This window comes from Paracidovorax avenae ATCC 19860 (genome assembly GCF_000176855.2).
GTDB classification, from domain to species: domain Bacteria; phylum Pseudomonadota; class Gammaproteobacteria; order Burkholderiales; family Burkholderiaceae_C; genus Paracidovorax; species Paracidovorax avenae.
Map to the genome: position 1 here is coordinate 5,063,433 of NC_015138.1, position 20,622 is coordinate 5,084,054.

The 20,622-nt window shown below is 68.0% G+C and carries 17 protein-coding genes and 1 tRNA gene; 8 read left to right on the plus strand and 10 right to left on the minus strand.

The window, feature by feature from the left end:
* Position 1: 1 nt before the first annotated feature.
* A complete protein-coding gene (locus ACAV_RS21980) occupies positions 2-460 on the plus strand; it encodes a very short patch repair endonuclease (RefSeq protein WP_013596780.1) in 459 nt (152 codons plus the stop codon).
* An 81-nt stretch (positions 461-541) separates the two neighbouring features.
* Here ACAV_RS21980 and ACAV_RS21985 read toward each other — a convergent pair whose 3' ends face one another.
* From ACAV_RS21985 to ACAV_RS21995, 4 genes are all read right to left on the minus strand, one after another.
* Complete coding sequence (locus ACAV_RS21985) at positions 542-2,026, minus strand: DNA cytosine methyltransferase (protein ID WP_244875500.1); 1,485 nt, start codon at positions 2,024-2,026, stop codon at positions 542-544.
* 123 nt (positions 2,027-2,149) lie between these two features.
* Positions 2,150-2,566, minus strand: a complete 417-nt coding sequence (locus tag ACAV_RS25210; protein ID WP_225981645.1) for a tyrosine-protein phosphatase — start codon at positions 2,564-2,566, stop codon at positions 2,150-2,152.
* Between the two features lie 16 nt (positions 2,567-2,582).
* Positions 2,583-3,233 carry a hypothetical protein gene (locus ACAV_RS21990; RefSeq protein ID WP_157768804.1) on the minus strand — a complete coding sequence of 217 codons (651 nt, stop codon included), beginning with the start codon at positions 3,231-3,233 and terminating at the stop codon, positions 2,583-2,585.
* 14 nt (positions 3,234-3,247) lie between these two features.
* Complete coding sequence (locus ACAV_RS21995; RefSeq protein WP_225981644.1) at positions 3,248-4,105, minus strand: hypothetical protein; 858 nt, start codon at positions 4,103-4,105, stop codon at positions 3,248-3,250.
* A gap of 621 nt (positions 4,106-4,726) precedes the next feature.
* Between ACAV_RS21995 and ACAV_RS22000 the strand changes: the two genes are divergently transcribed.
* From ACAV_RS22000 to ACAV_RS22030, 7 genes are all read left to right on the plus strand, one after another.
* Positions 4,727-6,001, plus strand: a complete 1,275-nt coding sequence (locus ACAV_RS22000) for a PQQ-dependent sugar dehydrogenase (RefSeq protein WP_013596784.1) — start codon at positions 4,727-4,729, stop codon at positions 5,999-6,001.
* A 42-nt stretch (positions 6,002-6,043) separates the two neighbouring features.
* Positions 6,044-7,576 carry a superoxide dismutase family protein gene (locus ACAV_RS22005; RefSeq protein WP_013596785.1) on the plus strand — a complete coding sequence of 511 codons (1,533 nt, stop codon included), beginning with the start codon at positions 6,044-6,046 and terminating at the stop codon, positions 7,574-7,576.
* A gap of 382 nt (positions 7,577-7,958) precedes the next feature.
* The gene (locus tag ACAV_RS22010) at positions 7,959-10,298 is read left to right on the plus strand and encodes an FdhF/YdeP family oxidoreductase (RefSeq protein ID WP_013596786.1); all 2,340 of its coding nucleotides are present in this window, start codon (positions 7,959-7,961) and stop codon (positions 10,296-10,298) included.
* 37 nt (positions 10,299-10,335) lie between these two features.
* Positions 10,336-11,448, plus strand: a complete 1,113-nt coding sequence (locus tag ACAV_RS22015; protein WP_013596787.1) for a catalase family protein — start codon at positions 10,336-10,338, stop codon at positions 11,446-11,448.
* A gap of 114 nt (positions 11,449-11,562) precedes the next feature.
* On the plus strand, positions 11,563-11,841 hold the full coding sequence (locus tag ACAV_RS22020) for a helix-turn-helix domain-containing protein (protein WP_013596788.1): 279 nt from the start codon (positions 11,563-11,565) through the stop codon (positions 11,839-11,841).
* Between the two features lie 5 nt (positions 11,842-11,846).
* Positions 11,847-13,211 carry a type II toxin-antitoxin system HipA family toxin gene (locus tag ACAV_RS22025; RefSeq protein WP_013596789.1) on the plus strand — a complete coding sequence of 455 codons (1,365 nt, stop codon included), beginning with the start codon at positions 11,847-11,849 and terminating at the stop codon, positions 13,209-13,211.
* Positions 13,212-13,344: 133 nt separating this feature from the next.
* Positions 13,345-14,628: an MFS transporter gene (locus tag ACAV_RS22030; protein ID WP_013596790.1), complete on the plus strand. Its 1,284-nt coding sequence runs from the start codon at positions 13,345-13,347 to the stop codon at positions 14,626-14,628.
* Between the two features lie 21 nt (positions 14,629-14,649).
* Here ACAV_RS22030 and ACAV_RS22035 read toward each other — a convergent pair.
* From ACAV_RS22035 to ACAV_RS22060, 6 genes are all read right to left on the minus strand, one after another.
* Positions 14,650-14,725: transfer RNA gene (locus tag ACAV_RS22035), tRNA-Phe, on the minus strand.
* An 85-nt stretch (positions 14,726-14,810) separates the two neighbouring features.
* Positions 14,811-15,524 carry a response regulator gene (locus ACAV_RS22040; protein WP_013596791.1) on the minus strand — a complete coding sequence of 238 codons (714 nt, stop codon included), beginning with the start codon at positions 15,522-15,524 and terminating at the stop codon, positions 14,811-14,813.
* A gap of 39 nt (positions 15,525-15,563) precedes the next feature.
* On the minus strand, positions 15,564-17,882 hold the full coding sequence (locus ACAV_RS22045; protein WP_013596792.1) for a sensor histidine kinase: 2,319 nt from the start codon (positions 17,880-17,882) through the stop codon (positions 15,564-15,566).
* On the minus strand, positions 17,879-18,580 hold the full coding sequence (locus ACAV_RS22050; protein ID WP_013596793.1) for a DUF4390 domain-containing protein: 702 nt from the start codon (positions 18,578-18,580) through the stop codon (positions 17,879-17,881). The genes ACAV_RS22045 and ACAV_RS22050 overlap by 4 nt, the downstream gene beginning before the upstream one ends.
* Positions 18,537-19,922 carry a 16S rRNA (cytosine(967)-C(5))-methyltransferase RsmB gene (gene rsmB, locus ACAV_RS22055; RefSeq protein WP_013596794.1) on the minus strand — a complete coding sequence of 462 codons (1,386 nt, stop codon included), beginning with the start codon at positions 19,920-19,922 and terminating at the stop codon, positions 18,537-18,539. Before rsmB ends, ACAV_RS22050 begins: the two co-directional genes overlap by 44 nt.
* A gap of 45 nt (positions 19,923-19,967) precedes the next feature.
* Positions 19,968-20,570, minus strand: a complete 603-nt coding sequence (locus tag ACAV_RS22060) for a hypothetical protein (RefSeq protein WP_013596795.1) — start codon at positions 20,568-20,570, stop codon at positions 19,968-19,970.
* Positions 20,571-20,622: the final 52 nt, after the last annotated feature.

Below are 20,622 nucleotides of genomic sequence, written 5' to 3' on the forward strand. Positions count from 1 at the left end.
CATGGTCGATGTCGTCAGCCCCGCCAAACGCAGCCAGATGATGTCCGGCATCAAAGGCAAGAACTCTCTGCCAGAGATGCTGGTCCGCAAAGCACTGTTCGCGATGGGACACCGCTTCCGTCTGCATCGTCGCGATCTACCGGGCACGCCCGACATCGCCATGCCAGGCCGCAAAATCGCGATCTTCGTGCACGGCTGCTTCTGGCATGCCCACCAGGGATGCAAATACGCCAAGACGCCATCCACTCGAACTGAGTTCTGGACGACCAAGCTGCAAGGCAATGTCGATCGCGACCGACGCGCTGCCGACAAGCTTGCGGAGATGGGGTGGCGAGTGCTCAACGTCTGGGAGTGCTCGACACGTGATCCAGTGACCGCCGAGGGCTTGTCGGATGCCCTGCGGGCCTGGATTGACAGCGATGCCCCAGTTGGCGAGATCAGAGCGCCGTCGAAGGGCTGAGGCATGGCAGTGGGATCGGGCTTGCAACTTGGCCAATGGCGAGACTTCCGCATCGCCGACTGACCTGCGCTTCGGGGCTACTCACCGCTTGCGCGGCGAAGCCATGAAGTCGGAGATGATCTGGCCGATCTGCTTGGCCAGCAATGGCGGAACGGCATTGCCTATCTGGCCGTATTGCTCTGTCCTGTTCCCTTCAAAGAAGTAGTTGTCGGGGAAGGTCTGCAAGCGGGCGGCCTCGCGCGCCGTCAAGCTGCGGCACTGGCCCGGGTCGGGGTGGATGTAGTAGTGCCCATCCTTTTTGATATGCGCCACAACTGTCGACGACGGATGCTTGCCCATCTGGACGCGGAAGCGGTCCTTGAAGGGGATCGTCTCCTCGTCCACGTTCACATGATCGGGCAGCAGCCTGGGCGGAAAGTCGCGCAGGTCCGGCGCATATTTCTGCGTCGCGGCGAAACACGAGGCGAACATGTAGCGGTGGAGATCCGAGCGCATATGGCTGCGGGTCTCGTGATGCAAGACGCCGCCGAGCTTGGGATCAAGATACCAGTCCTGCAGATCCTGGGGCATGCAGTTCCCCGGATCGACGACTGTCTCTATGAAGGGACCGCCGAAGCTCGATTGCTTCTCGGCCTTCTTGATGAACTTCTCCATGGCTGACTCGATGACAGCCCGCAGTGGCACACGCCACCCCACCAGGGTGCTCGGAGACTCCTTGACGGCCTTGATCCATGCCTCTTGCGAGTCAGGTTCTCTGGACAAGCGGCTGCGCAGCTCCGGCAGGCCGGCCAATGCGGCGCTCACGCCGACTTTTTTGGGCTGTTTACAAAGCAGGAAGTCCCCCGGGCGATCCTTGAGCGCCTGGGTCGCCGCCGCTATGTCCGATCGGATGCCAAAGAGGATGACCCGGTGCCGACTCTGAGGGATACCGTAGTCGTCAGCCTCGATCACATAGTCGTTAGGGTCGAGCTCGCCCTCCGCCTTGTGAACCACAAGGGAGCGGACCTCATAGCTCAAGCCGGCCTTGGGCGCTTTCAGGTCGGTGAGGATCTGCTCGAAGATGCGCTTGCCGGAATTGGTAGAGTTGAGCATCCCCTTGACGTTCTCCATCACGAAGACCGCCGGGGCAAACTGCTGGATGATCCGCAGGTATTCAATGTAGAGGAAGTGCTTGGCATCGGCCTCGAACTTCTTCACGTCCTTGCTGCGCAGCCGTGACCGGCCTGCGAGCGAGTAGGCTTGACAAGGCGGGCCTCCGATAAGCACCCAATCTGTCTGGTCGCCCAGGGCTTCGCGGATCCAGCCGTCAACCTCACTGGCCGGTGTGACGCCCAGCTCAGCGCATCGAGCCTCCCTGGCGGCATGCTCCGCCACGGCCTTGATCTCAGGATGGGCCAGGAACTGCTCACGGTTTATCTTGCCGCGGACGTAGTCGTAGTAGCAGCCCGGAACCTTGCCATCGGGAAACTGGCGGAAGATCGCCCGCAGCAGCAGAGTCCGATGAGCGACCGGATCCTTCTCAATGGAAATCTTTACGGCGAAACGACGGCTCCCTGTCGCGTCCACAACAGATGAGAATCCTTCGCAAAGTCCCCCAGGGCCGGCAAAAAGATCAATGACCGGTATCGCGTCTCTTCTTTTATGCATCTTTCCCATCGCCATGCCGCAAATGGGCTGACCTCTTCCCCGTCACTCAATTTCAGTATTCTGCCAAACTGGATCCAGATGCGATCGGCTGTGATCCCAGCCCCACCGTACGAGATGACGGGACCAGCGGGCGGCTTCTGGCAGTTTATGGTCCCCGCCCCAAAAACCTGCCGCAGCATCTCGGCGATGCCGAAGCGCGGAATACGTTGACGAGCACTTGAGGGTTAGATGCGTGGTCGCGATGAGGCGGAACATGCACCGCCAACGCACACGCCGCCCGCCCCAGTCTGAGCAACCGCCCAGATCACGGAAGTTGGTGGCGCCGAAGAGGTTGATAGACCTAGTGTAGATTGAACGTCCACAGCCGTCACCGTATGCGAAGCCGCCAGATCTGGCGGCGAGGCGACCCGGTGCTGAACGAACGCAGAAAGCCGGTAGGAAGCCAACAAGACTCCCCACCGCGCCCCCGCTCCGCTTATTTCGGCAGCCCGTCAGGCCCGGCGTAGGTATAGCCCTCGACCTTCTCTCCCTTGCACAGCGACTGCATGTCCCGCGCCAGAAAAGGCAGCAGGTTGTTCAGACCATAGTTGAGCGTCGTCACGTACTCGCCTTGCGCTCCCCACATATTGGTCTTGTCGCCATGGGAGCGGTAATACTTTTGCTGCAGCACACCGTTGCGGTCCGCGAACTCGGCCTTCACTCCCACCATGCTGAAAATCTTCATGCCGACATGCCAGGTGTATGCCCGCGTCAAGGTGGTACGCACGGTCAGGCCGTCCGCGGCTGGTGTGCCGTCCGGCGGCGTGCTCCCGATGGTGTAACCGAAGGCTTTGAGTTGCTTGAGTCCCTCAGTCATCCACGGGCTGACGCCTTCCGCCAGAAGCGGGCCGCTGAACGACTGCCCTATGGTTTCCTTGTTTTGCCGGGCATCTGAAGCAGTTGCGATGTGCAGGACACAAGGGCTGGCCTGAAAGGACGACATGGTGCCTGCCTCGCTCTCGCTCGGGTCGTATGTCATCTTCACAGTGAATGCCGCGTCCTTGTCAGGCACCGCGGGCTGCGCAGCAGCGGCCGTGCTGAGCAGAAGAACGGCCAGGCCGGTGATCCATTGGGTTTGTTGATGCATGTCGGTTCCCGGAATCATTGCTGCGCTGTCGTCGCGAGGCTGCCGCTGTGCGGCAGGGAATAGAGCTTCATATCGGAGCCCAGCAGAATGACCCGGCCGTTGCCCGTCTTCAGTACCTGCCCCTTGATCTCCCCTTTCCCCATTCCCTGGTTGAACGGGAAAGTCTGGAGATCCTTCTCCTCAGGCGCTTTGGCGGCCACATCGATGTCCAGCATCACCATCCGGACCGTTTCTGCAATGGACTCGCGCATGGCATTGCGAAAAGGAGCCGCCCCCTGCGCCGCCCACAGCGCGAGCGATTCCCTGCCGCCCGGCCCCACGGGCGCAGATTGATAGCGCATTTGCCCGCGCTGGCTTGGCATCTGGGACTCCGATTCGCCGGGCCGCAGCCAGATGCCAACCATCGACTCCACATCGAACGTGCGGAAGTCCATGCTCAACGTGTACCTGGGAAGGATGACCAGCAGCGCCTGCCCCGGCTGGAGATCGGAGCGCAACCGGGTGATTTCGTCTTTCGACACGGCGCGGGGCGTCGTCGTAAACCGGCTGATCTTGATCGGATACCCGGAAAGTTCCTGCTGGATCGATTGGTTGAATTCTTTGCGGTAATCGACATCCTCGATGGCGGCATAGAAAGGGCCGAGGGCGCTTTGAGACTCCTTCACCCGGTTGTTCGTGATGTGGCTATCGATCATGGCGCCGATAAGGCCATTGGCTGCCCCGACCGTAGACGGTTGCACAGCGGCAATCACTTCGTCCTGCACCACCACCACATGGGCCGTGAGTTCAGTGACCTTGCTGCGTTGCTCGGGGGTCAGGCTCGTCCGCAGGGGCGACGCGCAAGCGCCAAGGAGCAGCGCGATGGAAAGCATCGCGATGAGTCGTAATCGGTACATGAAGACTTTCGACGGTGATGGATGGGCTTCTTACTGGCGCCTTGCTTTGACGGAGCCGCGCCGATTGCTTGCTTCAGAGGGCAATCAGTCATGCCGCACTGATGAGCAATTATATTTTCATGAAGTTACTTAAGAAAAACAAAGATACAAACATCGGCGCCATTGGGGGAGTGACGCAGTTGCGGGCGCGGCGGTCCTACGCGGCTTGGCCCGACACGCCTCGATAGTGGGCAGTCCGTGACTGCCGACATATCTCGTTCAGGAGACACCCAATGGCCACCGATCCCGCACACCACCCTTTGCACCAGGTCCCCGATGAACTGCCGCGTCCGCCCGGAGACCTCCCTCCCGCGCCGCCCCCTTCACAGCCACCGGCCCCCTCACCAGCCCTGCCGCGGCAGACCACTGACGGCCTGTCGAATCCCGTCAGCCGTTGATCGCTGTTACGAAAACGCGGGTTCAACGCAGCCGCTCCTACACAGCGGAAGGCGTCTCGCCGACCGGCATGCAGTGGACAGGACTCGAAGAATGCGTGAGCCCACCAGCCCCCGCATTCCACCCGCCCACCCATCGGTGGGCTCACCAGCGAGCCGCTCCATGCCCGTCCCTGCACTCCCGCTCCGTGCCGCCGCCACCCTGTTGTCCCTGGCCGCCTGCAGCCTCGCCGCGCAGGCGCAGCTCCCGCCCGGCGACGGCCCCACCACCGTGACGGGCGGCGTGCTCGAACCCACGCCCGTGCGCTTCGATGAATCGCTGCTCGGGCAGTTGCGCGTGCCCGCAGGCTTCAAGGTCTCGGTGTTCGCCAGGGACCTGAACAACGTGCGCTGGCTGGCCGTCGCGCCCAATGGCGACGTGTACGCCAGCCGCCGCGAGCAGGGCGACGTGCTGTGGCTGCGCGACAGCGATGGCGACGGCCGCGCGGACCAGCAGAAGGTGGTGCTGCAGAACGCGAAATACGCGCATGGCCTTGCGCTGCGTGACGGCAAGCTGTACCTCGTGACCGACAAGAAGCTGATGGTGGCCGACGTGCAGCCGGACGGCACGCTCTCGGCCCCGCGCATCCTCGCCGACGACCTGCCCGATGCCGGCCAGCACCCCAACCGCACCATCGCCTTCGGGCCCGATGGCTGGCTGTATCTGACCGTGGGCTCCACCTGCAACAACTGCCGCGAGACCAACGGCGAATCGGCCACGATGCTGCGCATGCGCCCGGACGGATCGGGCCGCGAAGTGGTGGCGCAGGGGCTGCGCAACACCATCGGCTTCGGCTGGCATCCGCGCACCGGCGTGCTCTACGGCTTCGACCACGGCTCCGACTTCCAGGGCGACGACACGCCGCCCGAAGAACTGAACGCCATCCTGCCCAACAAGCACTACGGCTGGCCCTACTGCTGGGGCGACCGGCAGGTGACCAAGTTCCAGGTCAACGAACCGCCGAACACCACCAAGGCGGATTTCTGCCCCACGACCGAGGCCCCGCTGCTGCAGTACACCGCCCATGCCGCGCCGATCGGCTTCGTCTTCTACACGGGCGAGCAGTTCCCGCAGCAGTACCGCGGCGACGCCTTCGTGGCCTTCCGCGGCTCGTGGAACCGCTCGCAGCCCAGCGGCTACAACGTGGTGCGGGTGCGCTTCGACGCCGAAGGCCGTCCCACCGGCACGGAGGAGTTCGCCGCGGGCTGGCTCATGTCCACGCCCGCCGCGGTGGCATCGCAGCCCGGCCCCGCGGCCGCACCCGCGGAGCAGGACAAGGCCCGCCGGCCCGCGCAGTTCGGCCGCCTCGCGGGCCTCGCCCAGGCGCGCGACGGCGCACTGCTGCTCGCCGAGGACCAGAACGGCGTGATCTACCGCATCAGCCACGGCAACCGCTGACCGGCCGCCTCGCTCCTCCTCCCACATTCTCTGCGTGCCGCCATGACCCATTCCTTCCGACTCTCCTCCCTTGCCGGTGCCTGTGCCACGGGCGCCGCCGCCCTGCTGCTCGGTGGCTGCGCTGCCCTGCAGAACTACGACATGCCCCCCGCGCAAAGCGCCATCGGCATCCCGGGCGGCGCCGGCACGGCGACCGACATGGTCGCGCCCGACGCGACATCGGCCGTCGTCCTGCTGAAAACCGCCGCGGGTGCCCCGGCCGGCCGCGCGATGCTCACGGAATTGCCGCAGGGTGGCGGCGTGGAGATCGCGATCGAGGTGCAGGACATGGCCCCGGGCCTGCACGGTTTCCACATCCATGCGAATGGCGAATGCGCTCCCGGGCCCGATGCCGCCACGGGGCGCGTGGTCGATTTCGGGGCCGCGGGCGGCCATTTCGATCCCTACATGGCGCGCAACCACGGCCGCCCGGGCCAGTCGCCGCACGAGGTGCACGCGGGCGAGGCGCCCAACATCCAGGTCGGCGCGGACGGCAAGGGCTCGCTGCGCTTCACCAACCCCCATGTGACGCTGCTCGCGGGCAAGACCTCGGTGCTCGGCCGCACCCTCGTCGTCCACGAGAAGCAGGACGACTACGCCAGCGATCCGGCCGGCAACTCCGGCGGCCGCCTGGCCTGCGGCCTCATCGAGCCGGCCGCGCCCAGCATGGTGCAGGGCCGCGCCACCATCGAAGGCGCCAACGCCTACCCCGAAGGCATCGCCGTCGATCCGCGCACGGGCATCGCCTATGTCGGCTCCAGCACCGAAGGCCACCTCTACCGCATCGCGCGGGGCACGCAGAAGGCCGAGCGCTTCCAGCTCGGCGGCTCGCCCGGCCGCCAGGCGGCCCTGGGCATGAAGGTGGACGGCAACGGACGCCTGTGGGTGGCGGGCGGCGCCACCGACACCGTGGCCGTCGTCGATCTGCAGAGCGCCGCGACGCTCGCCGTCATCGAGGGGCCGAAGGACGGGCAGGCCTTCCTCAACGACATCGCGCTCGCGCCGCAGCATGCGTACGTCACCGACTCCTTCCGGCCCGTGCTCTGGCGCATCGCCACGGCACCCGGTGCGCCCGCCGCGCTGGAGCCATGGCTCGACCTGCGCCACACGCCGATCCGCTACCAGCCCAACCAGATGAACCTGAACGGCATCGTGGCCTCCGAAGACGGCCGCCGCCTGCTCGCCGTGCAGCATGCGACCGGCCAGCTCTGGCGCATCGATACCGCCACGCGCGACGTGGCCGAGGTCCGCCTCGAAGGCGGGGACCTGCGCAACGGCGACGGGCTCGTGCTCGCAGGCCCAGGCGATCTTTACGTCATGCGCAACGCGAACAACGAGCTGGTGCGCGTCGCCCTCGCCAGCGACTGGAGCAGCGGCCGCATCGTGCAGCGCCTGCGCGATCCGCGCCTGAAGTACCCGACCACCGCGGCCCTGCACGGCTCCGCGCTGCTGGTGGTGAACGGGCAGCTCGACAGGCAGAAGGCACCGCCCCCGCTGCTGCCTTTCGACGTGCTGCGCATCGCATTGCCGCGCTGAAGCCGGCCGCGCTAAGAGCGGCTCACACGACCCAGCGAAGCGGTTCTGGCTAGGCGCCGCATCGCAGGCAGTACGAGCAGTACGACCAGATGCGGCAACGACGCCAGAAGGGTCGTGTTAGCCGCTCCAAAGGCCCGGACCGCACGCAGGTGCGGTTCTGCGCTTGGCCAGCACGGTAGGGCGTGCCGGCTTCCGGCAGGGCACCTGCCGAGCTCGGCATGGCCTCCTACGCCGCCGCCACGGTCCGGCTGACGCCTGCGGCCAGACCGCCACGCGCACAGTGGAGCACCCTCTACCCCGCCGTGGCCCGCATGCGCTTCCATCACGCCTCCTCTCTTTTTGCCTGCCGCGCGGCGGGCAGTGCCTCGGCCAGGGAGACGCGATGAGCTCCCGTGCCACGCCCCCTGTAGAACCCATTCCGCCCTACCCGCACGCCGCCGGCGGCTGGGGTTCGATGAAGGCCGTCGCCGTCAGCGTCCTCAAGGAGGGCGCACCGCTCACCACGCTCGCCGCCCTGCGGCACCAGAACAAGGCCGACGGCTTCGCCTGCACGGGATGCGCGTGGGGCAAACCGGCCCAGCCGAGGGCCGCGGAGTTCTGCGACAACGGCGCCAAGGCGACCGCATGGGAACTCACGGACAAGCGCGCGGGCCCGGACTTCTTCGCGCGCCACGCGCTCGCCGAACTGCGGCAATGGTCCGACCTCGACTTGGAGACCGCAGGCCGCCTGACCGAGCCCCTGCGCTACGACGCTGCGCAGGACCGGTATGTCGCCGTCACCTGGGAAGAAGCCTTCGCCGGCATCGGTCATGCGCTCAAGGAGCTGCGCGCCGAAGACCCTCAAACAGCCATCTTCTACGCCTCCGGCCGTGCCTCGCTCGAAACCAGCTACATGTACCAATTGCTAGCCCGGCTGTACGGCAACAACAACCTGCCCGACAGCTCCAACATGTGCCACGAGAGCACCTCGGTCGCGCTGCCGGAAACCATCGGCGTGCCGGTGGGCACCGTGCGTCTGGAGGATTTCGGGCACGCCGGGGCCATCTTCTTCTTCGGCCAGAACGTCGGCACCAACAGCCCGCGCATGCTCCATCCGCTGCAGGAAGCGCGGGAGCGCGGCGTGCCCGTGGTGACCTTCAACCCGATCAAGGAACCCGGGCTCCTGCACTTCGCGAACCCGCAGTCGCCCGTGGACATGCTCACGCCGAAGGACACGGCGATCAGCACCCAGTACCTGCAGGTGCGCAACGGCGGCGACCTCGCTGCGCTCACGGGCCTGTGCAAATGGCTCATCGAGGCCGACGACGAGGCGCAGATGCACGGTGCCACCCGGGTGCTGGACGTGGACTTCATCGCGCAGCACACGCAGGGCATCGACGCGTTCGCCGCCGCGATGCGCGCGAGCCGTTGGGACGACATCGAACGGGACAGCGGCCTCTCGCGCGCCGCGCTCTCACAGGCCGCGCAGACCTACGCGCAGGCCGGCAGCGTGATCGCCGTCTACGGCATGGGCCTGACCCAGCACCGCCACGGCGTCGCCAACGTGCAGATGGTGAGCAACCTGCTCCTGCTGCGCGGCAACATCGGCAAGCCGGGCGCGGGCATCTGCCCGGTGCGCGGCCACTCCAACGTGCAGGGCCAGCGCACCGTCGGCATCACGGAAAAGCCCGAACTCGCGCCGCTGGACCGCCTCGCCGGGCTCTACCGCTTCGAGCCCCCGCGCCACAAGGGCCGCGACACGATCGCCACCTGCGAGGGCATCATCGACGGCTCGGTGCGTGCCTTCATCGGCCTGGGCGGCAACTTCGTGCGCGCCGCGCCCGACACGCGCCGGCTGGAGGCGGGCTGGAGCCGCCTGCGGCTCGCCGTCCACGTGGCCACGCGCCTGAACCACACCCACGCCGTTCCCGCGCAGGACACCTACCTGCTGCCCTGCCTCGGCCGCATCGAGATCGACACGCAGGCCTCCGGACCGCAGACCGTGTCGATCGAAGACTCCATGGGCGTGATCCACCCGTCGCACGGTGTCGCCGCCCCCGCCGCGCCCACGCTCCGTTCCGAAGCCGCGATCGTCGCGGGCATCGCCCGGGCCACGCTGCCGGACAATCCGCGCGTGCCCTGGGAGGCCTGGACAGGCGACTACACGCTCGTGCGCACCGCCATCGAAGCCACCTGGCCGGACATCTTCCGGAACTTCCACCACCGGCTGCACGAGCCCGGCGGCCTGCCCAAGCCCAACGCCGCCCGTGAGCGCCACTGGAAGACCCCGAGCGGCAAGGCCTGCTTCGTGGTGCCGCCAGCGGACACCACCACGGCGCAGGACGCCGACGTGCTGAACCTCATGACCCTGCGCAGCGAAGACCAGTTCAACACCACCGTCTACAGCCTGACCGACCGCTTCCGCAACATCCACGGCACGCGCAACGTCTTGCTGATGCACCCCGACGACATGGCCCGCCGCGGCCTCGCAAAGGGCGACGCCGTGCACGTGACGACCGCGCTGGACGACGGCCACCTGCGGCAGCTGGAGGGCCTGCAGGCCGTGCCCTTCGACCTGCCGGCCGGCTCCGTGGCGGGCTACTTCCCCGAGTGCAACCCGCTCGTGCCGCTGGGCCACCATGCGGACAAGAGCCACGTCCCCGCATCCAAGTGCATTCCGGTCCGTGTCGGGCGGGCCACGGCCAGCGTCCCGGTCCCTCCGGCCCATCCAGCGCAGCCCTGAGCACCACGTTTCACACCACATCTCCCAGCGCCGCCACATGCCCCACTCCACCCCCACGCCGCCGCCCCATCCCCTGCCCTACCGCCCGGACTACGAAGTCCCCGAAGAGGACGAGAAACAGACCAACGCGGAACTGCTGGCGGCCATGCGCCGCATCAGCGAGACCGTCGCCAAGGACGAAGGCCGCGCCTACCGCAGCGTGCACGCCAAATCCCACGGCATCCTGCACGGCACCCTGGAGGTGCTGCCCCTGCTGCCGCCGCTCGCGCAGGGCCTGTTCGCGCGGCCGGGCACGCACGATGTCGTGATGCGCATCTCCAGCACGCCGGGCGATCTGCTGGACGACGCCGTCTCCACCCCCCGCGGCCTGGCGCTCAAGGTGCTGGGTGCGGACGGCCCCCGCCTGGACCCGGCCGACGGCCTCGCCGAGCAGGACTTCCTCATGGTCAACGGGCCCGTCTTCACCGCGGCCACGGCGAAGCAGTTCCTGCGCAGCCTCAAGCTCCTGGCCGCCACCACCGACAAGGCCCCGCAGGCCAAAAAGATCCTCTCGGCCGCGCTGCGCGGGCTGGAGAGCCTCGTCGAGAAGGCCGGCGGCGAAAGCGCCACCCTCAAGGCCATGGGCGGACACCCGGCCACCCATCCGCTGGGAGAGACGTATTTCACGCAGGTGCCGCTGCTGTTCGGCCCCTACATGGCCAAGCTCAGCCTGGCCCCCGTATCGCCGGAGATCGCAGCCCTCAAGGAAGCGCCCGTGGACCTCTCCGCCAGCCCGCACGCACTGCGGGATGCGGTGTCGGACGCCCTTCGCGCCCACGGCGGCACCTGGGAGCTGCGCGTGCAGCTGTGCGTGGACATCGAGAAGATGCCGCTGGAGGACGCCTCCGTGGAATGGCCGCAGGACCTGTCGCCCTACGTCGCCGTCGCGCGCGTCCACGTTCCCGCCCAGGCGACCTGGGACCCGGAGCACAGCCCGCAGGAAGACGACCGCCTGTCCTTCAGCCCCTGGCGCGGCCTGGCCGCGCACCGCCCCCTGGGCTCGATCATGCGCGTGCGCCGCGCGGCCTATCCGGCGGCGGCACGGTACCGGCAGGCGTTCAATGCGGGGGAAATCCGGGGCGAGGAGGAGGGCAAATCGGCCTCGGAATGAAGGTACTGTGTCGTGTACGGGCGTCCCTCAAAGAAAAGCAATTTACATTTCAAAAGCTGTTATTCCAACTTACTGCTTATAATCTGTAAATTCGAAATACAGCCTAAGGTTTGTATGCCCGGATTCACGGTACGCACGGCAGATCAGCTGCCCGCTCTGCTCCAGGCCTTCCGCAAGCAGAGCGGGCTGACGCAAAGCGATGTGGCCTTGCGCCTGGGTGTCACTCAGCAAACGTACTCCGCGCTGGAGCGCAACGCCGGGAACATGGGTGCAGCACGGCTGTTGCAGCTATTGAGCGTTTTGGGCGTGGAGATGGTGCTCGACAATTCCGCGCCGGCACCTTCCCCGAGTCCGGAGTCGCTGCGGGTGGCGGGCGGCACTCCGAATTGGTGAACGCCATGGGTCGCCGTTCGCACAAGCGCTCTCTGAATCTCTGGATGAACGGTGCATTCGTCGGCACCTGGCACCTGTCTCCGAACGCGCCTGACACCCTGCAGTACGACACCGCGTGGACCCGGTCGGAGCAAGGGCGAGCGCTGTCTCTGTCCCTGCCTTTCACCCCGGGCAATGCGCCGCATCGCGGCCCCCAGGTCCGCACATACTTCGAGAACCTGCTGCCCGACAGCAGGGACATCCGCGAGCGGATCGCCCGGCGCTACCGGACCGGCACCACCGACGCTTTCGACCTGTTGGCAGAGATCGGCCGCGACTGCGTGGGCGCGCTGGAAATCCTGCCTGCCGACCAGGCCTCGGCGGGCATCGTCCCCCTGGAGGCAGAGCCCCTGAACGAATCACAGGTCGCGCAGATCTTGCGCGGCACCACGGCCACGAACATCCTGGGCATGGTGGGCAGCGACGACGATTTCCGGATCTCCATCGCCGGGGCCCAGGAAAAGACCGCCCTGCTCCACCACGATGGGCAATGGCACCTGCCCCGCGCAAGCACGCCCACCACGCACATCCTCAAACTGCCCCTGGGATTGATCGGTGGCCTGAAGATCGACATGCGCGACTCCGTCGAGAACGAGTGGCTGTGCTCGCTGATCCTGCGCGAATTCGGTCTGCCCGTGGCGGTGTGTGAACTCCTGCAGTTCGAGGACATGAAGGCCCTGGCGGTCGAACGCTTCGACCGGGCATGGTGGAACAGCCCTGCGGGCGATCGCCGCCTCGTCCGGCTTCCCCAGGAGGACATGTGCCAGGCCACCGGCACGCATCCCGATGCCAAGTACGAAGCCGATGGCGGCCCAGGGATGGACCGCATTCTGGATCTGCTGGCAGGTTCGGTGACACGAGAGCATGACCGCCGAACCTTCTTCCAGGCGCAGGTGCTGTTCTGGATGCTCTGCGCCACGGACGGCCACGCCAAGAATTTCAGCCTGCACCAGAGGCCTGGCGGACGATACCAGCTCACCCCGCTCTACGACGTGCTGTCGGCCTGGCCGGTGCTCGGCGAGGAACCCGGAAAGCTTTCACCGTTCAAGGCGCGGATGGCCATGGCCGTGCGCTCGAAGAACGCGCACTGGAAGATGCGCGACATCCTGCGCCGACACTGGCTGGCACTGGGAGCCCGCCATGGCATCGTGACCGACGACGGTCGGGAGGTTGCGTTCATCCTCGATGACCTGACCGCGCGCACGCCCCAGGTGATCGCGGCGGTGCGGACGAAGTTACCTGTGGACTTTCCCGAGCAGGTGGCTGACAGCATCCTGGGCGGCTTGCAGAATGCTGCGCACAGATTGGCCGGCCAGGATGGAGCACCATGAACGAACGTTCGATGGCGTGCCCTGCGCCATGTCCGCGGCGTGACCGCCAACCGTGCGCAGATTCGCTAGGCTGGTACCTTCCCGCCCCAGGAATCCGGCCCACCTCCACCGCCGTTCGCCCATCCCCTTCGCCGTGCCCGAACCTCAACCCGCCACCCCCACTGCAGAACCCTTAGCAGACCCCGCCCCGCCCTCCCGCGCCCTGTGGGCCATGTTCCTCTGCCTGCTGTCGGGCTTCGCGCTGAGCCAGGCCTTCCGCACGGTCACCAGCATCATCGCCACGGGCCTGCAGGCCGACTTCGGCATCTCGCCCGATTCGCTGGGCGCGTTCGCCGGGCTGTTCGGCCTGTCCTTCGGCGTGACCCAGCTGCTCATGGGCATCGGCATGGACCTGTACGGCCTGCGCCGCACGGTGCTGACGGCGTTTCCCCTGGCGGTGATCGGTGCGGCGGTCTCCGCCGCTGCACCGAGCTACGGCTGGTTGATGCTGGGGCAGTTGCTGATCGGCGTGGGCTGCTCGCCGGCCTTCCTGGCCTGCACGGTGTTCATTTCCCGGCACTTTCCGGCCCAGCGTTTCGCCTTCTTTTCGGGCGTGGGCATGGGCGTGGGCGGCCTGGGCCTGATCTTCACGGGCACGCCCCTGGCCTGGCTGGTGCAGCACGGCGGCTGGCGCCTGGGTTTCGGCGTGCTGGCGGCGCTCTCGCTGCTGTCCTGGCTGCTGATCTACCTGCGCGTGCATGAACCGGAACTGCCGCAATCCGACGGTCGGCCCAAGGAATCCTGGGGGCAGGCGGCCAGCCGTTTCGCAGACCTGTTCCGCATGCCGCACACCTGGGGCATCCTGATCCTCGGCATGTGCTGCTATGCCGCGTTCCTGACGCTGCGCGGCCTGTGGCTGGGGCCGCTGCTGATGGGCCGGTTCGGTTTCTCGCTGGTCGAGAGCGGCAACGTGGCCCTGGTGCTGTCGCTGATCGCCCTCTTCGTCCCCGCGCTCTTCGGCCGCCTGGACCCGGGTGCGCAGCGCCGCCGCCAGTGGATCACCTTCTTCTCGCTGCTCATGGGTGCCTTCTTCCTGCTGATGGCGTTCCTGCACCATGCCGCGGCGACGGTCGTGCTGATCTTCGCGATGGGCCTGCTGTCGGGTTACAGCGTGCTCCAGTATGCCGACGTGCGCTCCTCCTACCCGGCCCAGATGACGGGCCGCGCGCTGTCGCTCTACACGATGTCGATGTTCCTCGGGGTGGCGCTGATGCAGTGGCTGACCGGGCTGCTGGCCGCCTGGGCGCAGCACCACGGCCATGACCCCTACCGGGCGGTGATGCTCTGCATCGCCGGCATGCTGGGGGTGGCGTCCACGGCATTCAGGCTGTTGCCGCGGTCGCCGTTGCTGCCAAGCAAAAAGCCCCTGACCTCGTGAAAGATCAGGGGCTTTGCGATTTGGTGGCCTGGGACGGAATCGAACCATCGACACGCGGATTTTCAATCCGCTGCTCTACCAACTGAGCTACCGGGCCTGAGCCTTGAATTATAGCCAGGAAAAACGCCCCCAGGAACCCTGGCCGCGAATTTTCTGAAAAATTGTCGCCAGCGCACCCTGCGTCACTGGCTGCGCTTGCTCCGCCCCAGGTCCACGCCCAGTTGCCGAAGCTTGCGGTACAGGTGGGTGCGCTCCAGCCCCGTCTTCTCGGCCACGCGCGTCATGGAGCCCCCTTCGCGGGCCAGGTGGAATTCGAAGTAGGCTTTCTCGAAGCCGTCGCGCGCCTCGCGCAGCGGGCGGTCGAGGTCGAACCCCTGGTGCGAGCTGGGGCCGCTGGAGGCGAGCCCCGGTCCGCCCGCGCTGGCCGATGCGGGGGCCTGGAGTGCGTCGGATGCGGGCGCGGCGGCGGCCGAGGCCGGCGTGGCGGCCAGCGCAGGCACCGCGGCCGGTGCAGCCGCCGCGGGCGCAGGCACCGTGCGGGCCAGGCCCTGCTCCACGGCCTTGAGCAGCTTCTGCAGCGTGATGGGCTTCTCGAGGAACGAGAACGCCCCGATGCGCGTGGCCTCCACGGCGGTGTCGATGGTGGCGTGCCCGCTCATCATGATGACGGGCATGGTCAGCGCCCCGGCCGTCGCCCATTCCTTGAGCAGGGACACGCCGTCGGTATCGGGCATCCAGATGTCGAGCAGGACCAGGTCGTAGGCGTTCGCCGACCGGGCGGCCCGGGCCTGGGTGGCGTTCTCGGCCAGGTCCACGCTGTGTCCTTCGTCGTTCAGGATTTCGGACAGCAAGTCGCGGATACCGAGTTCGTCGTCAACCACCAATATGTTTGCCATGGGTACGGATGCTGCTGCGGGGCTGCGTGTAACGTGTTGTTAATAAACCACGGGGGTTTCAGGCGCGAATGATAGCGACACTTGTGCCCCCCGGATCACGCCGTCCTCCACGCGATTGGAAAGATCGATGCGCGCCCCATGTTCGTCGGCGATTTTCTTCACCACCGCCAGGCCCAGGCCGGTGCCGCGGGGCTTGGTGGTGACGTAGGGCTCGAAGGCCCTTTGCAGGATGTGTGCCGGGAAGCCCGTGCCCGCGTCGCTCACCGTGAGGCGCACCCGGCGCGAGGTCTCGCTCCAGCGCGTGGCGATGCGCACCGGGGCGGGCGCCACGCCCTGCTCGCGCGCGCGCTGCTCGCTCGCATCCTGTGCGTTCTGCAGCAGGTTGTGGATCACCTGCCGCAGTTGCTGGGCGTCGCCGGCAATCGCCGGGCACCGCGGGTCGAGCTCGGCCTCCACCGGCACCGTGGCAGTCTCCGCGCCATACAGGTGCAGGATGTCGCCCACCAGCGCGTTCAGGTCCAGGCGCTGCAGTTCGGCCGCGGGCAGCCGCGCATAGTCGCGAAACTCGTTGACCAGGCGCTTCATCGCATCCACCTGGTCGACGATGGTCTTGACCGACTTGGCCAGCACCGCCTCTTCCGGAGCGCCCAGCTTGCCGGTCAGCTTCATCTCCAGCCGCTCGGCCGACAGCTGGATCGGCGTGAGCGGGTTCTTGATCTCGTGCGCCAGCCGGCGCGCGACCTCGCCCCACGCCTGGGCCCGCTGGGCCGAGACGATTTCGGAGATGTCGTCGAACACCAGCAGCCGCAGCGCGTCGGGCAGCTCCGCGCCCCGCGCCACCAGGCTCGTTCCGTTGCCGGCCGGCCCCGCATGGGTGGGGTCCCCTCCGCCCACGTGCAGGTCGAACGGGTGCTGCCAGTGGTCCAGCCCGTGCTGCTGCTCGCGGTCGCCCAGGAAGGCGTCGAAATGCGCCTGCACGGCCGCCGCGAAGGCCGCCAGCCCCGGCACCTCGGCCAGCGGTCGGCCCTCGAACGCCGCCATGGGGGCGCGCAGGATGCGGGTCGCGCCCGGGTTGGTGGACTGGATGCGGCCCTGCGCGTCCAGCACGATCACGCCGGCCGTCAGGTTGTCCAGGATGGTCTGCAGGCGCGCGCGCGCGGCATCCACCTCGCCCATGCTGTGCTCCACCGCGGAGCGCGCATCGGCCAGCTGCTGCGTCATGACCGCGAAGGAGCGGGTGAGGCCGCCCAGTTCGTCGCCCGTCTGCAGCACCGCCTTGGGGCTCAGGTTGCCCGATGCCACCTCGCGCACGCCCTCGGCGAGCACCAGCAGCGGCCTGGCCAGCTGCCGGCCCAGCAGCACGGCCAGCAGCACGGCGCCGAACACCGCCAGGAACAGGCTGAGCGTGAGCGTGCCGATGTACATGCGCCGCAGCCCGCCGCGGGCCAGCGCGCGCTCCTGGTATTCGCGGTTCGCCTCCTGTACGGCCAGGGCGTTGGCGACCACCACCTGCGGCAGGCGCATCGTCGCCTGCAGGTAGCGCGGCTCCTCCAGCAGGCCCACGCTCGTGGTGCCCACCATCACCAGCGTCTTCACCCGCGCGTTCTGCACGGCCTGCGGGTCGGCCGCTTCGTCCAGCCCCTCGATCTGGAAGGCCGAGCGCTGCTGCCGGGCATTGCGCAGCAGCTGCGGCGCCGGTCGCTCGGGATTGAGGTCGAAGCGGGACTGCCCGGCGCTCGCCACCGGCTGCCCCGCCGAATTGAAAAGCACCACGTCCGTCGCGCCCAGCTGGTCGCGGATGCGTTCCAGCACCAGGCCCGCGGCCGCATCCGGCACCGGCGCCAGCTGGATGCTGGCCGTGCGCGCCTGCGCCGCCATGTCGCTGGCCAGCGTGTCCAGCGTGGCCCGGGCCAGGCTCACCCCCGCGGACAGGGCGCCCTCCACCTTCACGTCGAACCAGCTCTCGATGGACCGCGACACGAACTGGTAGGACACCACGTAGATCAGCAGCCCCGGCACCAGTCCCACCAGCCCGAAGATGCCCGCCAGCTTCACCAGCAGCCGGCTGCCGAAGCGGCCCTTGCGCAACCGCACCACCAGGCGCACGGCCACCCAGGCCAGCACGGCGAAGAGCAGCAGCGCCACCAGCACGTTCAGCCCGAAGAGCCACGCGTAGTTGCGCTCGTACATGGCCCGGTTGTTCGTCGAGACGGTGAGCAGGAACAGCAGCACCAGGCCGATGGCGCTCATCACGGCGACGGACACGCCCAGCGCCCAGCGCGCGGCACGGGCCTGCCGGCCGCTGCGGACGGTCACGGGCTCCCGGGGCGATGCGGGATCGGAAGGCGTCGGGCTCATGGCTGGGGCTCGATGGCCAGGCGTTCGGTGCGGGAAATCGCGAGATCCCAGCCGGAGCGGCCCATGGCGCCGATCTGGAACGGCCTCGGCAGCTGCGACATGTCGAGCCGGAAGCGCAGGTGCACCAGGTGCGCGGCCTGGCGGTCGATGTCGTCGATATCGGCGATCCTCCAGCGGGAGATGCGCTGCATCGCCGTCAGCGCCTCTTCCAGTTCGTCATAGCTCTGGCCGAGCGCCACGCCCAGCCCGCTCGCCTGGAACGGCATCGTGGACTGGTTGAGCCGCCAGCGCCGCGTGAGGGGCTGGTAGCTCAGCCGCAGGTAACGCGTCGCACGCGCGACGGTCTTGTCGGACCAGTACCAGCGCTCCCGCAGCACCTCGGCCTCCTCCACGAAATAGAGGGTGATGCCCTTGAGCAGCGCATCCTCCGCCAGGTCCGGCAGTTCGAAATGCAGTGCGGCGGAAAGATACAGGCCGGTATCCGCGGCCTCCAGCTTCAGGTCGGTGATCTCGCCGGCTCCGGCCTGCGCGGCGGCCGGCGCCGGCAGGGACAGCCACAACCCCAGGCACAGCAGGAGCGTCCAGCAGGCGCGGTGCCGGGCCAGGGCGCATGCGGACTGCAGGCGTGCGCGCCAGCCCGGCGCCGGCCTGGCCTCAGGCGGCCTGCCGGCCCAGGAGTGCGTAGAAGAAACCGTCATGCTCACGGGATGGATTCTCGCGGACGCTGCCGCCATCGCCGGGATCCCGGGGCAGCAAATGTCCGGGAGAAGGCAGCAAATGGGCATCATTGTTGTTCGCAAGAAACGACTGGACCGTGTCATCGCCTTCCGCGCGGAACACGGAACAGGTGCAATACAGCATGCGCCCGCCCGGCCGCAACAGCGGCCAGAGCGTGGACAGCAGCCGCGCCTGCTGGGTGGCCAGCTGCGCGATGTCCCCGGGACGCCGCAGCCAGCGCACGTCCGGATGGCGCCGCACGATGCCCGACGCCGTGCAGGGCGCATCCAGCAGGATGGCGTCGAAGGGCTCTCCGCCGCAGGCCTGCTGCCACCAGTCCTCCGGGCGCCCGGCATCGGCCACCAGCACCTGCGCCTGCAGGCCCAGTCGCTGGAGGGTTTCGCCGATGCGCGCGCTGCGCAGCGGGTCGATCTCCAGCGCGGTCACGTGGACCGGCGATCCGGCGCCTGCATATTCGAGCAGGTGGGCGGTCTTGCCGCCCGGCGCCGCGCAGGCATCCAGCACCCGCAGCGGCCGGCCCAGGTCCAGGCCGGACAGCAGCAGGGGGGCGGCCTGCTGGGCCGCGAGATCCTGCACCGAAACCCAGCCGTCTGCGAACCCGGGAAGCCGCTGAACGGGCTGCGGAGACTCCAGGACCAGCCCGGTGTCGGTCACCGGCCAGGCCTTCATGCCCGCCGCCTCCAGCGCGGCCAGGTAGCCTGCCATGTCCACCTTGCCCCGGTGGATGCGCAATGCCATCGGGGCCTGCGCGTTGTTGGCCCGCAGGATCTGCTCCCATTGGCCGGGATGGTCCTTCCGCAGGCGCTCGATCCACCACGCCGGATGGTTCCACCGCGCGACGGGGTCCGACTCGGTGGCGGCCACCAGCGCATCCCGCTCGCGCAGGAAGCGGCGCAGGCAGGCGTTCACGAAAGCCGCCTGCCCGCGCGTGGCGGCATGGCGCTTGGCCGCCTCCACCGCCTGGTTCACGAGCGTGAACGGCTCATAGGGAGCGGCACCGGCCTGCCAGCCCAGGGCCAGGGTGGAGCACAGCAGCGCATCCACGCGCGGCTTGGGCCGCCGCGGTGCCAGTTGCGCCCGCAGCGCTTCCGCACGGCCCAGCTGGCGCAGCACCGCGAAGAACAGCGCCTGCACCCCGGCGCGCAGCACCGGGTCCACGGCCGCCAGGGCCGCGGTGCCCGACTGGCCGCCGCGCACCGCCATCACGGCATCCACGACCGCATCGAGCTGCCGCCACAGGGGAATCGCCCCTCCGGACGAATCCGGGCGGGAGGAGGAAGGATGCGCGGGGGATGCTGGCATGGATGGGAGGGCCGGGAAAGGACGAAGGAAGGTCGCCAGGCGCCGTCAGAGCGCCTGCGCTGCATGGAAACCGAAAAGCCAGGCCAGCAGCCGGGCGGGGAACTGCCGGATGGCCCCGTTGTAGGAGCCCACGGCATCATTGAACTGCCCGGTGGCCAGGGCCGCATGGGCCCAGAGCTCCTGCCACCGTGTTTCCCACAGCGCCAGGGCGTCTTCGCCCGGGGCTGCCACGGCCGGTGGCGAGTCCGGGCCGCTCGCCTCGCCATCGCCGGGCCCGGCTGCGCCCTCGCTCGGTTCACGCGGTTCACGGGCCGCCCGCACCGCCGCCGCCCAGGCCGTGCGCAGCACCTCGCGGGCAGCCGCCAGCGCCGCCGCGGCCCCGCCATCGAGCGGACGCGCGCGTGCCACGGCCAGGCAGGCACCGAACTGGGTGGTCGCCGCCCACAGGGCCGTGCGCACCTCCGACTGCGCAGGCAGCGCAGGACTCTGCGCCGCCTCGTATTCGCCGAGCATGCCCGTGATACGCACGAAATGCACGTCCAGGCCGCCGAACGCCTGAATGGCAGCAGAGCGCAGCCGGACCAGCCGGTTGTAGGCGCCCACCGCCCAGAACAGCAGCACCGCCAGAAAAATCCAGGTCGTCAGCATCGCAGCAATGGCAAGCGCCCCGCGGACCCCCGCGAAGGCGCGAAATCAAAAA

Bases quoted from the DNA above. Each gene is read 5' to 3' on its own strand.
- ACAV_RS22040 (WP_013596791.1), bottom strand. From the start codon at position 15,524: ATGGCAAACATATTGGTGGTTGACGACGAACTCGGTATCCGCGACTTG.
- ACAV_RS22000 (WP_013596784.1), top strand. From the start codon at position 4,727: ATGCCCGTCCCTGCACTCCCGCTCCGTGCCGCCGCCACCCTGTTGTCC.
- rsmB (WP_013596794.1), bottom strand. From the start codon at position 19,922: ATGCCAGCATCCCCCGCGCATCCTTCCTCCTCCCGCCCGGATTCGTCC.
- ACAV_RS22050 (WP_013596793.1), bottom strand. From the start codon at position 18,580: ATGACGGTTTCTTCTACGCACTCCTGGGCCGGCAGGCCGCCTGAGGCC.
- ACAV_RS22020 (WP_013596788.1), top strand. From the start codon at position 11,563: ATGCCCGGATTCACGGTACGCACGGCAGATCAGCTGCCCGCTCTGCTC.
- ACAV_RS21995 (WP_225981644.1), bottom strand. From the start codon at position 4,105: ATGCTTTCCATCGCGCTGCTCCTTGGCGCTTGCGCGTCGCCCCTGCGG.
- ACAV_RS22015 (WP_013596787.1), top strand. From the start codon at position 10,336: ATGCCCCACTCCACCCCCACGCCGCCGCCCCATCCCCTGCCCTACCGC.
- ACAV_RS21990 (WP_157768804.1), bottom strand. From the start codon at position 3,233: ATGCATCAACAAACCCAATGGATCACCGGCCTGGCCGTTCTTCTGCTC.
- ACAV_RS22025 (WP_013596789.1), top strand. From the start codon at position 11,847: ATGGGTCGCCGTTCGCACAAGCGCTCTCTGAATCTCTGGATGAACGGT.
- ACAV_RS22045 (WP_013596792.1), bottom strand. From the start codon at position 17,882: ATGAGCCCGACGCCTTCCGATCCCGCATCGCCCCGGGAGCCCGTGACC.
- ACAV_RS22005 (WP_013596785.1), top strand. From the start codon at position 6,044: ATGACCCATTCCTTCCGACTCTCCTCCCTTGCCGGTGCCTGTGCCACG.
- ACAV_RS22060 (WP_013596795.1), bottom strand. From the start codon at position 20,570: ATGCTGACGACCTGGATTTTTCTGGCGGTGCTGCTGTTCTGGGCGGTG.
- ACAV_RS22010 (WP_013596786.1), top strand. From the start codon at position 7,959: ATGAGCTCCCGTGCCACGCCCCCTGTAGAACCCATTCCGCCCTACCCG.
- ACAV_RS21980 (WP_013596780.1), top strand. From the start codon at position 2: ATGGTCGATGTCGTCAGCCCCGCCAAACGCAGCCAGATGATGTCCGGC.